The 14179-nt window shown below is 64.9% G+C and carries 11 protein-coding genes and 2 tRNA genes; 4 read left to right on the top strand and 9 right to left on the bottom strand.

Translation table 11 applies throughout. The annotated features are described in order from the left end of the window. Positions 1-2 precede the first annotated feature (2 nt). Positions 3-2621 (top strand): valine--tRNA ligase, encoded by a 2619-nt coding sequence (gene valS / locus MUN23_RS18395; protein WP_248760268.1) that lies wholly within the window; start codon positions 3-5, stop codon positions 2619-2621. 343 nt (positions 2622-2964) lie between these two features. Here valS and MUN23_RS18390 read toward each other — a convergent pair whose 3' ends face one another. The 6 genes from MUN23_RS18390 to MUN23_RS18365 all read right to left on the bottom strand — a co-directional run bounded on the left by MUN23_RS18390 (position 2965) and on the right by MUN23_RS18365 (position 8203). Then, positions 2965-3579 carry a DsbA family protein gene (locus MUN23_RS18390; RefSeq protein ID WP_248760266.1) on the bottom strand — a complete coding sequence of 205 codons (615 nt, stop codon included), beginning with the start codon at positions 3577-3579 and terminating at the stop codon, positions 2965-2967. Between the two features lie 68 nt (positions 3580-3647). Next, a complete protein-coding gene (clpX, locus tag MUN23_RS18385) occupies positions 3648-4928 on the bottom strand; it encodes an ATP-dependent Clp protease ATP-binding subunit ClpX (RefSeq protein WP_056340575.1) in 1281 nt (426 codons plus the stop codon). 179 nt (positions 4929-5107) lie between these two features. Further along, complete coding sequence (locus MUN23_RS18380) at positions 5108-5767, bottom strand: ATP-dependent Clp protease proteolytic subunit (RefSeq protein ID WP_056340578.1); 660 nt, start codon at positions 5765-5767, stop codon at positions 5108-5110. 36 nt (positions 5768-5803) lie between these two features. Continuing rightward, positions 5804-6427 carry an ATP-dependent Clp protease proteolytic subunit gene (locus MUN23_RS18375; RefSeq protein ID WP_248764136.1) on the bottom strand — a complete coding sequence of 208 codons (624 nt, stop codon included), beginning with the start codon at positions 6425-6427 and terminating at the stop codon, positions 5804-5806. A 224-nt stretch (positions 6428-6651) separates the two neighbouring features. Continuing rightward, positions 6652-8043: a trigger factor gene (gene tig, locus MUN23_RS18370; protein ID WP_248760264.1), complete on the bottom strand. Its 1392-nt coding sequence runs from the start codon at positions 8041-8043 to the stop codon at positions 6652-6654. Between the two features lie 85 nt (positions 8044-8128). Beyond that, positions 8129-8203, bottom strand: a tRNA-Pro gene (locus MUN23_RS18365). A 148-nt stretch (positions 8204-8351) separates the two neighbouring features. On the opposite strand from MUN23_RS18365, the gene MUN23_RS18360 reads away from it, so the two are divergent. Next, positions 8352-8425, top strand: a tRNA-Gly gene (locus tag MUN23_RS18360). Between the two features lie 74 nt (positions 8426-8499). Here MUN23_RS18360 and MUN23_RS18355 read toward each other — a convergent pair. The 3 genes from MUN23_RS18355 to MUN23_RS18345 all read right to left on the bottom strand — a co-directional run bounded on the left by MUN23_RS18355 (position 8500) and on the right by MUN23_RS18345 (position 11008). Then, positions 8500-9420 carry an Fpg/Nei family DNA glycosylase gene (locus tag MUN23_RS18355; protein WP_248760262.1) on the bottom strand — a complete coding sequence of 307 codons (921 nt, stop codon included), beginning with the start codon at positions 9418-9420 and terminating at the stop codon, positions 8500-8502. After that, complete coding sequence (locus MUN23_RS18350; RefSeq protein WP_248760260.1) at positions 9420-9914, bottom strand: ribose-5-phosphate isomerase; 495 nt, start codon at positions 9912-9914, stop codon at positions 9420-9422. Before MUN23_RS18350 ends, MUN23_RS18355 begins: the two co-directional genes overlap by 1 nt. Positions 9915-9991: 77 nt before the next feature. Next, positions 9992-11008: a hypothetical protein gene (locus MUN23_RS18345; protein ID WP_248760258.1), complete on the bottom strand. Its 1017-nt coding sequence runs from the start codon at positions 11006-11008 to the stop codon at positions 9992-9994. Between the two features lie 110 nt (positions 11009-11118). On the opposite strand from MUN23_RS18345, the gene pepN reads away from it, so the two are divergent. Together pepN and MUN23_RS18335 are read left to right on the top strand one after the other, a co-directional pair. Then, on the top strand, positions 11119-13686 hold the full coding sequence (gene pepN / locus MUN23_RS18340; protein WP_248760256.1) for an aminopeptidase N: 2568 nt from the start codon (positions 11119-11121) through the stop codon (positions 13684-13686). Between the two features lie 9 nt (positions 13687-13695). Next, positions 13696-14169, top strand: a complete 474-nt coding sequence (locus MUN23_RS18335) for an OsmC family protein (RefSeq protein ID WP_248760254.1) — start codon at positions 13696-13698, stop codon at positions 14167-14169. Positions 14170-14179: the final 10 nt, after the last annotated feature.

The raw sequence follows: 14179 nt of genomic DNA, 5'->3' as shown, positions 1-14179 counted from the left end.
AGATGGCTGAAGACACTCAGGGTACAGACACGCCCTCCACCGCCCCTATCAACGTTCCGGACAAGCCCGCCCTTGAGGGGCTCGAAGCTGCCCTCACGCAGCGCTGGCTTGCCGAAGGGACCTACAAGTTCAACCCGGACACCACCCGGGAGCAGGTCTACTCGATCGACACTCCCCCACCCACCGCGTCCGGCTCCCTGCACGTGGGGCACATGTTCTCCTTCACGCAGACGGACGTGCTGGCCCGCTACCAGCGCATGATCGGCAAGAACGTTTTCTACCCGATGGGTTGGGATGACAACGGCCTGCCTACCGAGCGCCGCGTGCAGAACTACTACGGCGTGCGCTGCGATCCGGCCATCCCGTACGACGCCGGCTACCGTGCTCCGGCCGAGCCCGCCAAGAACCAGCGCGACTTCGACGTCGTCTCGCGCCGGAACTTCATCGAGCTGTGTGAAGAACTTGCCGTGGAGGACGAGAAGGTCTTCGAAAGCCTGTTCCAGCAGCTCGGACTTTCCGTGGACTGGCAGCTGACGTACCGGACCATCGACGACGCCTCCCGCGAAGTCTCCCAGCGCGCCTTCCTGGCCAACCTGGCAGCCGGCGACGCGTACATGGCGGAGGCACCAACCCTGTGGGACATCACCTTCCGCACGGCCGTGGCCCAGGCGGAACTCGAAGACCGCGAAGTTGCCGGCGCCTACTACCGCTACCCGTTCTTCACCGAAGACGGCGAAAAGATCTACGTCGAGACCACCCGTCCCGAACTGCTGGCAGCCTGCGCCGCCCTCGTTGCAAACCCCGACGACGAGCGGTACCAGCCGCTGTTCGGCAAGATGGTCACGTCCCCGGTCTTCGGTGTTGAGGTTGAGGTCAAGGCCCACCCGCTGGCCAAGGCGGACAAGGGCTCCGGCATCGCCATGGTGTGCACGTTCGGTGACCTCACCGACGTCACCTGGTGGCGGGAACTCCAGCTGCCCACCCGTGCCATCGTTGGCCGGGACGGCCGCATCGTCGGCGAAACCCCGGAATGGATCACCACCGATGCAGGGCGCACCGCGTACGAAGCCATTGCCGGCAAGACCGTCTTCAGCGCCAAGGAAGCAGTGGTGGAGCTCCTGGCCGCCGAAGATCTGATCGACGGCGAACCGAAGAAGATCATGCACCCGGTGAACTTCTACGAAAAGGGCGACAAGCCCCTCGAGGTTGTCACCTCACGCCAGTGGTACTACCGCAACGGCGGCCGCGACGAAGAGCGCCGCGCCCGCCTGATCGCGCGCGGCCACGAGATCGACTTCCACCCGGCCTTTATGCGGTCCCGCTTCGAGAACTGGATCTCCGGGCTGAACGGCGACTGGCTCGTGTCCCGCCAGCGCTTCTTCGGTGTGCCCATCCCCGTCTGGTACCCGCTGGACGCCGAGGGCAACCCGCGGTACGACGCCCCGATCGTGCCCCTGGACGAGCAGCTGCCGGTTGACCCCGCGGCCGATGCCGCACCGGGTTACGACGAAGCCCAGCGCGGCGTTCCCGGTGGCTTCGCCGGCGACGCCGACATCCTGGATACGTGGGCCACGTCCTCCCTGACGCCGCAGATTGTGGGCGGCTGGAGCCGGGACGAGGACCTCTTCGCCAAGGTCTTCCCGTTTGACCTGCGCCCCCAGGGCCACGACATCATCCGCACCTGGCTGTTCTCCTCGGTAGTCCAGGCTGATGCGCTGCAGCACGCCGCGCCGTGGAAGCATGCCGCCATCTCCGGCTGGATCCTGGACCCGGACCGGAAGAAGATGTCCAAGTCCAAGGGCAACGTGGTGGTTCCCACCGACGTGCTGGACGAATTCGGCTCCGACGCCGTCCGCTACTGGGCCACGTCCGCCAAGCTCGGCGCGGATACGGCGTACGAGATCGCGCAGATGAAGATCGGCCGCCGCCTGGCCATCAAGCTGCTGAACGCCTCAAAGTTCGTCCTGAACCTGGGTGCGACGGAGAATTCCGTGGTCTCCACCGATCTCTCGGTCCTGACCAACCCGTTGGATCGGGCGGTGCTGGCCCAGCTGGCCGAGGTGGTGCGCCAGTCCACCAAGGCGTTCGAGAACTACGACTACGCCCGGGCCCTGCAGATCACCGAGAGCTTCTTCTGGCAGTTCACGGACGATTATGTGGAGCTCATCAAGGACCGCGCCTACGGTGCCGCAGGCGACGCCGAGCAGGCCTCCGTGCTGGCAGCACTCGCCACCAGCCTGGACACGCTGCTGCGCCTGTTCGCCCCGTTCCTGCCCTTCGCCACCGAAGAGGTCTGGGGCTGGTGGCGGAACGGCTCCGTACACCGTGCACAGTGGCCCACCGCGGTGGACGTGGACGGCGACACCACCCTGCTTGCCACCGTTGGCACGGCCCTGAGCGGTGTCCGCAAGGCAAAGTCCGAGGCCAAGGTCAAGCAGCGCACCGAGGTCCTCTCCGCCACCATCACGGCGTCGGAATCCCTGACCACGCAACTGAAGGCCGGACTTGGCGACCTGAAGGCAGCCTCGAACGCCCGCGAACTGACCCTTGTGGCAGGCGACGGCGAACTGACCGTCAGCGACGTTGTGCTGGCCGCTCCGGAGGAACAGCCCAAGGCCTGACCGGATTTAGGCCTGTTTTTGGGCGGCAGCCCTGTTTTTGGGCAAAGGGGAAGCCCCATCAGCGTTTTGCCGTTGGTGGGGCTTCGACTTTTCGGCCATCCTGGTGACGTCTTTGATGGTCTGGCAGGATCCTTGGATCTTCAGGTCTTCCTACCTCGTCACTGGTAGCTTGTATCTGACTTTGCCGATGGCTGCGTCGGATACATATCACTGAATCTTTGGTTCCTGCGTCCCGCTTCTTTCGAAGTGGGTAAGAACCATTGTTGTCCCGACGGTTTGGATGCGCAAGAGCCCCGGACAAACTACATCAGAGTAGTTCGTCCGGGGCCCTTTGCTGTCTGCGTCAGTTGAATTCCGGGCGTTCGCTGCGGCTGCGCTTGATCTCGAAGAAATGCGGGTAGGAGGCAAGCGTGACGGTGGCATCCCACAGCTTGCCTGCCTGTTCGCCGCTCGGGATGCGGGTCAGCACGGGGCCGAAGAAAGCAGTTCCGTTGAAGGCCACAACCGGCGTGCCGACGTCCTGGCCCACCAGCGAGATGCCCTCCTCATGGCTGGCCCTCAGCTGGGTGTCGAAGGCGTCCGTGGCGGCAACGTCTGCCAGACCGGCCGGGAGTCCGCACTCCGCCAGTGCCTTGCTGATGACGACGCCGAAGTCCTTCTCCCCGCCCTGATGAATCAGTGTGCCCATGGCGTCGTAGAGCGGCTTCACCACGTGGTCGCCGTGCTGCTCCTGGGCCGCGATGATGACCCGGACCGGGCCCCATGCCTTGTCCATGAGCTCCCGATAGCCGGCGTCGAGTTCGCGCCCCTCGTTGAGGACGCCCAGGCTCATCACATGCCACACGGTCTCGATATCGCGGACGGCCTCAACCTCGCCGATCCAACGCGACGTGATCCAGGCGAACGGGCAGAGTGGATCAAACCAGAAGTCGGCCTGGTTGATGGTTGTTTCAGTCATGCGTGAGTCCTCTGTTCCTGGGCATGCGGGGATGGAAGGCGGAAGTGTCAGGCGGGGTGGCGGACGTGTCAGGCGGACTTGCGTCGCTTGGTCACGTGCGGAATGAGGGTTGGCTCGGCCTTGCTGAGGACAACGTCGGCGGTAATGACCACGCTGGCCACGTCTTCGCGGCTGGGGAGGTCGAACATGACCGGGAGCAGCACTTCCTCCATGATGGCGCGCAGGCCACGGGCACCGGTGCCACGCTCCAGGGCCTGGTCGGCGATGGCATTGAGGGCGTCGTCATCGAAGACGAGTTCCACGCCGTCGATCTGGAACATCTTCTGGTACTGCTTGACCAGCGCGTTCTTCGGCGTGGAGAGGATCTGGATGAGGGCGTCCCGGTCCAGGCTGGAGACCGTGGTGATCACGGGAAGGCGGCCGATGAATTCCGGGATCAGACCGAACTTCAGGAGGTCCTCGGGCATCACTTCACCGTAGGAGTCCACCTTGTTGCTGGCATCGTTGAGTGGGGCGCCGAAGCCAATGCCTTTGCGTCCGGAACGCGAACCGATGATCTCTTCCAGCCCGGCAAAGGCGCCCGCCACGATAAACAGCACGTTGGTGGTGTCGATCTGGATGAATTCCTGGTGGGGGTGCTTGCGTCCGCCCTGGGGCGGAACGGAGGCTACGGTTCCTTCGAGGATCTTCAGGAGGGCCTGCTGCACGCCCTCACCGGAGACGTCCCGGGTGATGGAGGGGTTCTCGCTCTTGCGCGAAATCTTGTCGATTTCGTCAATGTAGATGATGCCCTGTTCGGCCTTTTTGACGTCGTAATCGGCCGACTGGATGAGCTTGAGGAGGATGTTCTCCACGTCCTCACCCACATAGCCGGCTTCGGTGAGTGCCGTGGCGTCGGCAACAGCAAACGGAACATTCAACCGCCGCGCCAGGGTCTGGGCAAGGTAGGTTTTGCCGCAGCCGGTGGGACCGATCAGGAGGATGTTGGACTTGGCGATTTCGACGTCGTCGTGGTGGCCGCCCTCGGCGAGGCTGCCGCTCTTGGGGGCGTGGCCGGCCTGGATCCGCTTGTAGTGGTTGTAGACGGCGACGGCGAGGGAACGCTTGGCAGGTTCCTGGCCGATGACGTATTCCTGCAGGAAGTCGAAGATCTCGCGGGGCTTGGGCAGCTCGAAGCTTCCCAGATCGGCGACTTCCGCGAGCTCTTCCTCAATGATCTCATTGCAGAGCTCAATGCATTCGTCGCAGATATAGACACCAGGCCCGGCAATGAGCTTGCGCACCTGCTTCTGGCTCTTTCCGCAGAAAGAACACTTCAGCAGATCCGTGCTCTCGCCAATCCGAGCCATATGTGAACCCCTTAAGTATCTTGCTGCCAGGCAGCTGTGCACCGTTGCTGGAATCATGGCGGGCCTGGGAGGACCGGCCGTGACATCTTCCACTCTAGGTCACAATTGCGTCCAAGGGTGGAAAGCGAAGGCCGGTGCGGCCCAAATTACTGGACCGCACCGGCCGTCGAAGAGGCTGGCTACCTGGTGATTGCCTGCGGCTTCATCTTGCGGGAATCAAGCACCTGGTCAATGAGGCCGTAATCCAGGGCCTCGGCGGCGGTCAGGATCTTGTCACGCTCAATGTCGTTGTTGACCTGCTCCGGGGTGCGGCCCGAGTGGTGAGCCAGCGTGTCCTCAAGCCATGCGCGCATCCGCATAACTTCCGCGGCCTGGATCTCCAGGTCCGAGGCCTGTCCACCCTGGCCGCCGGAGAGGGCTGGCTGGTGGATCAGGACACGGGCGTTGGGCAGGGCCAGGCGCTTGCCCGGGGTGCCGGCAGCGAGGATCACGGCGGCGGCGCTGGCGGCCTGGCCGAGGCAGACGGTCTGGATCTCCGGCCGGATGTACGTCATGGTGTCGTAGATCGCGGTCATGGCCGTGAAGGAACCGCCCGGGGAGTTGATGTAGAGAGTGATGTCGCGGTCCGGGTCGGTGGACTCGAGCACCAGCAGCTGGGCCATGACGTCATCAGCGGAGGCGTCATCGATCTGGACGCCGAGGAAGATGATGCGGTCCTCGAACAGCTTCGTGTAGGGGTCCTGGCGCTTGAAGCCGTAAGGCGTGCGCTCTTCGAACTGGGGAAGGACGTAGCGGCTGGTCGGAAGATTACCGGCAGTCGATCCGAAGTTGTAAGTCATTTTGTTGCTCCTGATCTAAGTGTTCTAAGTGCCGGGTTACTTCTCGGAGGCTGACTCGCCGGAGGTGGCGTTGGCGGTTCCGCCGCCGCCTGAGACGGAACCGGCGTGGGCCGCGATCTTGTCGAAGAAGCCGTATTCGAGGGCTTCAGGCGCGGTGAACCACTTGTCACGGTCGTTGTCCTTGAGGATGGTATCCACGGACTGGCCGGTCTGATCCGCGGTCAGTTCGGCCATGACCTTCTTCATATGCAGGATCAGCTCGGCCTGGATCTTAATGTCCGAGGCCGTGCCGCCGATGCCGCCGGAGGGCTGGTGCATCAGGACCCGGGCGTTGGGGGTGGCGTAGCGCTTGCCCTTGGTGCCTGAGGAGAGCAGGAACTGGCCCATGGAGGCTGCCAGGCCGGTGGCGACTGTGACGACGTCGTTCGGGATGAACTGCATGGTGTCATAGATGGCCATGCCCGCGGTCACGGAGCCGCCGGGAGAGTTGATGTAAAGGTAGATGTCCTTTTCCGGGTTTTCGGCGGACAGGAGCAGCAGCTGCGAGCAGATGGCGTTGGCGTTGTCGTCACGCACCTCGGAGCCCAGCCAGATGATGCGCTCCTTCAGGAGGCGGTTGTAGATGTAGTTGTCCTGGCTGGCCGGATCTACAGTCGCCATCCGGGGGGCCTCTGCGTGCTGTGACATGTGTACTTACCTCTCGCTGGTGACGGTGACATCACTGAACTTCACTACTTGGACACTAACCGGTTTGGTGGCCGATTTGTTCGCGGGAATCGCGCTGTTCGCTGACGGCGCACGATCCCTACGACTGCCCGTTAACCGAGGCAGCCCCCGGACCAATAGGTCCGGGGGCTGCCTTCAGTCGCACTGCCAGGTGCGTGCTAGAACTTCACGGCTGCCGGGTCGTCACTCGGGGTGGCCTCGGTCTCGGCGTTGGTGTCTTCAGCAGCCTCAGCCTCAACGGCGGGAGCCTCTTCTTCGCCGCCGGGGCGGACGAAGTCGCTGAGGTCAACGGTCTTGCCGTCGGTGTCGGTCACGGTGGCCTGGCCCAGAACAACAGCCAGTGCCTTCCGGCGGCGGACCTCGGAAACCATCATGGGAACCTGGCCGCTCTGATCGATGATCTGGGCGAACTGGTTCGGGTCCATGCCGTACTGGCTGGCGGCGCTGACGATGTAGTCGATCAGCTCAGCCTGGCTGACGTTGACTTCTTCCTTTTCGGCAATGGCGTCAAGGATGACTTCGTTCTGGAAGGCGCGGGCGGTGTTGGCCTTGACCTCTTCGCGGTGCTCCTCGGTGTCGTGTTCGCCTTCACCGTGGCCGTTGCCCTCCTTGAAGTGGGCGTCGACCTGCTCTTCAACCACGGAGTCCGGAACCGGAACCGCAATGAGCTCAACGAGCTTGTCCAGGACCTTGTCGCGGGCCTCAACGCCCTGCTCAACAACCTTGGAGTCGGCGGCCTGCTTGGCCAGGTCCTCGCGGAGTTCGGCAAGAGTGTCGAACTCGGAGGCCAGCTGGGCGAAGTCGTCGTCGGCCTCGGGAAGCTCGCGCTCCTTGACGGCCTTGACAACAACCTTCACCTGGGCGGACTCACCGGCGTGGTCACCGCCCACCAGGGTGGTTTCGAAGATGGCGTCCTCGTCAACGCTGAGGCCGGTCACGGCCTCGTCCAGGCCCTCGAGCATGGTTTCGGTGCCCACCTGGTATGACAGGCCGGACGCGGAATCAACGTCGGCGCCGTCAATGGTGGCGGTGATGTCGATGGTCAGGAAGTCGCCATCGGCGGCCGGGCGGTCCACGGACTTCAGCGTGCCGAAGCGGCCGCGCAGTTCGTCCAGGGCCTTGTCAACGTCTTCGTCGGAGGATTCCGCTGCGGCTACCTCGACCTTGATGCCGGCGTAGTCCGGGAGTTCGATCTCCGGACGGATGTCGACCTCGGCGTGGAACTTCAGTTCCCCGTCCGTGGAGGTGGGGTCCGGAACTTCGGTGATCTCAACCTCGGGACGGCTCAGGGGGCGGATGCCGGATTCCTGGACTGCAGCCTGGTACCAGCCATTGAGGCCTTCGTTGATGGCCGTCTCCAGGACGTAGCCGCGGCCAACGCGCTGGTCGATCAGCTTGGACGGGACCTTGCCCTTACGGAAGCCAGGGACCTGGATCTGCGAAGCAACAGTCTTGTATGCCTCGTCGATGCTGGGCTTCAATTCCTCAAAAGGGACCTCAACATTGAGCTTGACCCGCGTGGGGGTGAGGTTCTCGACAGCGCTCTTCACGGTCTAAGTACTCCTGGGTTTGTGGGATGGGTTTCTGCAAACGCATTTTTCTGCCCGGGCCGCTTGCACGGCCCGAGCCGCAGAGTCGGGGTGACAGGATTTGAACCTGCGACTTCCTGCTCCCAAAGCAGGTGCTCTAGCCAAGCTGAGCTACACCCCGTAAGTGCACAGGCAAGTCTACGTTCATCCAGGCGTTCTTTGCACATTTGACACGTGGGGCATGAATTAGGTTTAGTTGTATCCGGCTTCAACAGCCAGCCCGAAGAAACGCAGAGCAGCCCGACGCAACAGCTGAGCTGTATTTTTCCGGGGACGTAGCTTAGTGGTAAAGCCTCAGTCTTCCAAACTGATGATGCGGGTTCGATTCCCGTCGTCCCCTCCACATAAAGCAGGGCCCCTCGCTGAGGGGCCCTGCTTTTTTGTTTGGCTGACTTGGAAGCTAGCTGACTTTGTTGGCTACTGCTGGCAGCCGGGGCACCAGTACAGCTTGCGGCCCACCATTTCAGTGATGGCCACCGGCACGGCACAGACCCGGCAGGGCTGCCCTTCGCGCTTGTACACAAAGTGGGCGTCGTCGCCCGTGGGCAGGAGCGCCCCCGGCTTCCGGTAATCCGGCTCCCAATACACCGGCGGTGTGGTGATGATCCGCCCGTCGCGGACGCCGTCGGCCATTACTGCGGCTGTGTCGTCCCACAACAGGCCGGCGGCGCTGCTGGAGAGTCCGGTACCCGGCAGCCATGGATCCAGCCGCTGCCGGAACAGCACTTCGGCCCGGTAGACATTCCCGACGCCGGCAATCACCTTCTGGTCCATCAGCAGCGCCGCGATGGACGTCTTGCGGGACAAAAGGCCCGTCACAAAGCGGGTCCTGTCCGCGTGATGGTTGTGCAGCGGATCCGGCCCCAGCCGGGCCAGGACGGCCCGGGCTTCTGCCTCGGTGATGGCCGCGCAGGTGGTGGCACCGCGGAGGTCCGCCCAGCCATGCTTGCTGACCAGCCGGACACGCACGGCGCCGCGGGGCTCGGGAGGTCCCGCGTACTCAACCAACCCGGCGTCGTCGGTAATTTCGGGGTCCTCGAAAACCTCGCGCTCCCCGATCTTCCGCGGGGCACCGATGCTGGAGGCCCCGCTGAAGGTCGCGTCGCCGCCGAAGTCCCAGGCCCCGTAGAGCCCCAGGTGGACGTGCAGCACCACGGCGTGGTCAAAATGCAGGAAGAGATGCTTGCCGTGGGCCCGTGAATCCGTCAGGACCTGGCCGTCCAGCAGGGCTGCGCCGGCAACGAACCGGCCCTGCGGGCTGCTCACGGACAGCGATTCCCCGGTAAAGACGTCCCCGAACTGTTGCGCCAGGCGGCGGACTGAATGCCCTTCGGGCACTACTCGATGACCTCGCCGGTGGTTTCGTAAGCCGCGATCTTGCCGATGCGGCGGACGTGCCTTTCGTCGTTGCTGAAGGGCTCAGCCAGGAACGCCTCGATCAGTTCAGTTGCTTCCTCGACAGTGTGCTGGCGGCCGCCCACGGCCACCACGTTGGCGTCGTTGTGTTCGCGTGCCAAAGTTGCGGTGGAGTGGTTCCAGGCGAGGGCTGCGCGGACCCCCTTGACCTTGTTGGCGGCGATCTGCTCACCGTTGCCCGAGCCGCCCAGGACGATGCCCAGGGCGTGGATTCCTGCCTGCTGGTCAGCGACGACGGCGAGCGCTGCGTTGATGCAGAAGGACGGGTAGTCGTCCAGGGCGTCGTATTCCTTGGGGCCGTGGTCCACCACGTCGTAGCCCTTGGCCGTGAGGTGGCTGACCAGGTGGGCGCTGAGTTCCATGCCTGCGTGGTCGGTGGCGATGTGTACCCGCGGGAAGGCAGGGGAAGAAGTCACAGCAGTATCCGTTCGTTTCGGCGCCGGGGCCAGCAGTGCTGGATCGGGCCAGGGTCAGATCTTCAGGGACAAGGTTACTAGGACTCAGACTCCGGCGCGTGTTCGCCGGACGTGCCACCGTGCGCCCTGGCAGCCACCCGTGTCAGGACTTCCGCCAGGCGGGCCGCGGATGCCGGGCTGCCGCCGCTGACCGCAAGGTTGCGCCCATCTGTTTGATGAACGACGACGGCGGGGCCGCTGCTGACCAGCATCGCGGCGGTGCCGCTGTGGTTGCGGTAGCCCCACCCGCCGTAGTCGGCGGCGCGGACGTCCGCGGCACTTGCGGTGGAGATCGCGGCCGCCGGCACATCCATGACCGGCAGCACGCCGGCCACCAGGACACGCAGGCCGCGGCGGTCGGCCTTGACGCGGGCGCAGAGGAAAGCAGCGGCCACCACGGCGAGGGCAGCCACCAGGGCCCCGAGCCAGGGCAGCGCCACAGCGATCAGCGCGGCCGGGAACAGGCTGGCCACCGCGATCATCACAAAGACGGAGCTGCGGGCGTGCACCCACATCCGGAACGTGTCCCCCGCAAGCTCCGGGTCAAGCTCGCGGGCGAGGGCCTGCTCCAGGGCCCGGTCATCGTCAAGCGACCACTGCCGGTCGGCCTTGAACACGAAGCCCATGATGACACCCAGCGACAATGCCGCCCCGCTGCCTAAGGCGAGGACCGTGAGATCCACCCGGGACTCCCGGGCGTCCGCGAGGCCGGCCTGCCCCACCAGCCCGGCCGCCAGGACGCTGGTGATGAACAGGCTCAGGAACAGTCCCGTCCCCATCATCATCCGGCGCATCACAGCGGGCCGGGACAGCGGTGCCGCCTGGAACATCACCAGCCAGCCTGAGGCGATGATAAGCAGCGCGCCGCCGCCCGCATAGGCCCCGAACGGGGCAAAGGAGGCGCCGCCGTCGGCCGTCCAGCTGATGGCTACGGGGTCCGGAAGATCGGGACGCAGCAAGAAGGCGCAGAACACAAAAGCCGCCGCCAGGACCACGGGGAAGCCGACGGCGAAGCGCAGTGCCTTGGTATCCACCGAATCCCGGAACTTTCCCATGCATTAACGCTACTCCCGCCGGAGGCCGTGACAGAATGACTTCACTGTGCCGGTGCAGGCCACCGCCCGCCGGCAACCGCAACCCCTTCTGGAGGCCCCACTTGCCAGGTATGAACCTGACTCGCGCCGAAGCCCGCGAGCGTGCCGCACTCATCAACGTTGACTCCTACGATGTCATCCTCGACCTGACCAGGGGCGGGAAGGTCTTCGGGACCACCACCACCGTGAAGTTCACGGCAGTGCCGGGTTCCACCACTTTCATCGACGCCGTAACCCACGCCGTGCACAGCATTACGCTCAACGGGCACGCCCTGGACCCTGCGGCAGTGTCCGACGGTATCCGGATCCAGTTGCCGGACCTGGCCGCGGCCAACGAGCTCACGGTGGTGGCCGACGCGCCGTACATGAACACCGGCGAAGGCCTGCACCGCTTTGTCGATCCGGTGGACCACGAGGTGTACCTGTACACGCAGTTCGAGGTTCCCGATTCGCGCCGGATGTTCGCGGTGTTTGAGCAGCCCGACCTCAAGGGCACCTTCAGGTTCACGGTCACGGCGCCGTCGCACTGGGATGTCATCTCCAACTCCCCCACCCCCGCCCCGGTGGAAGCCACACCAGGGGACGACGGCGGCGCCCGCTCGGTCTGGACGTTCGCCGCCACACCGCGCCTGTCTTCCTACGTCACCGCCCTGATCGCCGGCCCGTACCAGTCGGTCCGCAGCGAAGTGGCCAGTTCCGACGGCCGCGTGATCCCGCTGGGAGTTTTTGCCCGGAAGTCCCTGATGCAGTATCTCGACGCGGACAACATCTTTGACCTGACCCGCCAGGGCTTCGAATTCTTCGAGGCGCAGTTCGGCTTCCCGTACCCGTTCGAGAAGTACGACCAGCTTTTTGTGCCCGAGTTCAACGCGGGCGCCATGGAGAATGCCGGCGCGGTGACCATCCTGGAAGGCTACGTTTTCCGGAGCAAGGTGACCGGGGCCCAGATCGAGCGCCGGGCTATCACCGTGCTGCACGAACTCGCGCACATGTGGTTCGGCGACCTGGTGACGATGCGCTGGTGGAACGACCTCTGGCTCAACGAATCCTTCGCCGAATACATGTCGCACCTCGCGGCCGTGGAAAACACGTCCTTCACCAGCGCGTGGACCACTTTTGCCTCGGTGGAGAAGTCCTGGGCCTACCGCCAGGACCAGCTGCCCACCACTCACCCGATTTTCGCCGACATCAACGACCTCCAGGATGTGGAGGTCAACTTTGACGGCATCACCTACGCCAAGGGCGCCTCAGTCCTGCGCCAGCTGGTGGCCTGGGTGGGACCGGAACAGTTCATGGCCGGGGTCCGGGAGTATTTCGCGAAGCACGCCTGGCAGAACACCGAGCTGAGCGACCTCATGGTGGAGCTGGAGAAGGCCAGCGGCCGCGACCTGGACCAGTGGGGCCGCCTCTGGCTGGAGACCGCCGGCGTCAATACGCTCAAGCCGGAGCTCTCCGTGGACGGCTCCGGGACGCTGACGTCCTTCACCATCGTGCAGTCAGCCGTCGAGGAGTGGCCCACTATCCGTCCGCACCGGCTCGCCGTCGGGTTCTACAACCTGAACAGCGCAGGCAAGCTGGAGCGCGTGCACCGCGAGGAGCTCGACGTCGACGGTGAGCGCACCGAGGTGCCGGAGCTGGCGGGCCTGGCGCAGCCTGACCTGATCCTGGTCAACGACGACGACCTCGCCTACGCCAAGGTCCGGCTGGACGAGAAGTCCCTCGCCACGGCAACGGCGCACCTGAAGGACTTCAGCGAGAGCCTGCCGCGCACCCTGGTGTGGAACTCCGCCTGGGACGCTGCCCGCGATGGCGAGTCCCCGGCGCGCCGGTACGTGGAGCTGATCCTGGCCAACGTGGCCGCGGAATCGGATTCGTCGGTGATCCTGGTCCAGCTGCGCCAGCTGGCCACCACGCTGAACTTCTATGTGGCCGAGGAGCACCGCGAGGCCACAACGGTCACCGCCGTGGACACGCTGTGGGACCTGGCCAGTGCAGCCCTTGGCGGGTCCGACGCGCAGCTGCAGTTTGTGAAGTCGTTTGCCCTGCTGGCCGGCAGCCCGGGCCAGCAGGACACCGTCGCCGGACTCCTGGATGGCACGGCGACCTTGGATGGGCTGGCCGTGGACCAGGACCTCCGCTGGGAGCTGCTGGCATCCCTGGTGGCCGGTGGCAGGCGGGGCCAGGCACAGATCGACGCCGAACTGGAGCGCGACAACACCGCGAGCGGACAGAACGCCGCGGCGCTGGCCACGGCGGCCATCCCCACCGCCGAAGCCAAGGCCGCCGCGTGGGACTCGGTCGTGGTCACGGGAGAACTCTCCAATGCGCTCCAGGGCTCAGCGGTCTCAGGCTTTATGCGGGTGCTGGACCGTTCGCTGCTCGAGCCGTACGCGGAAAAGTACTTCGAGGCTGTTCCCGGGATCGTGGCGGACCGCACGCACGCACTCGCCCAGCAGATCGTCGTCGGGCTTTATCCGGCGCTGCTGACCACGCAGGCAACGGTTGACCGGACGGATGCTTTCCTCGCCGGTCTTCCGGCCGACAGCAGCGCCCTGCGCCGCATGATGCTGGAAAACCGGGACGGCGTGGCCCGGGCGTTGCGGGCACGCGCGGCCGACGTACTGCCGGGCGAAGCCTAGGCCGGCGCCGTGGGCCTGGGCGAGCACCACTATTCCCTGACCGTGCAGTGGACCGGCAACCTGGGCGACGGCACGTCGTCGTACCGGGGCTACTCACGGGACCACGACATCCGGATCCCCGGGCTGCCGGTCCTGCCCGGTTCCGCCGATCCGACGTTCCATGGGGACCGTGACCGCTACAACCCGGAGCAGCTGCTCCTGGCGGCGCTGGCGCAGTGCCACATGCTGTCGTTCCTGCATGTGGCGGTGAAGCACGGTGTGGTGGTGACCGACTATCAGGACGACGCCACCGGTGTTATGCGGCTGAACCGCGACGGCAGCGGACAGTTCGAGTCCGTCACGCTGAACCCGCGGGTGACCGTGGTGGACGCGGCCCATGTGGATCTGGCGGAACAGCTTCACCGCGAAGCCAACGCGGTCTGTTTCATCGCCCGGAGCGTCAACTTCCCCGTGCATCATTCACCCGTGACCGAGGTGGCCTGAGACCCAACTG

It is taken from the genome of Pseudarthrobacter sp. SSS035 (assembly GCF_023273875.1).
Classification (GTDB): Bacteria; Actinomycetota; Actinomycetes; order Actinomycetales; family Micrococcaceae; genus Arthrobacter.
The sequence above is the reverse complement of the archived record's forward strand: the minus strand, read 5'-3'. Positions and strand labels throughout refer to the sequence as shown.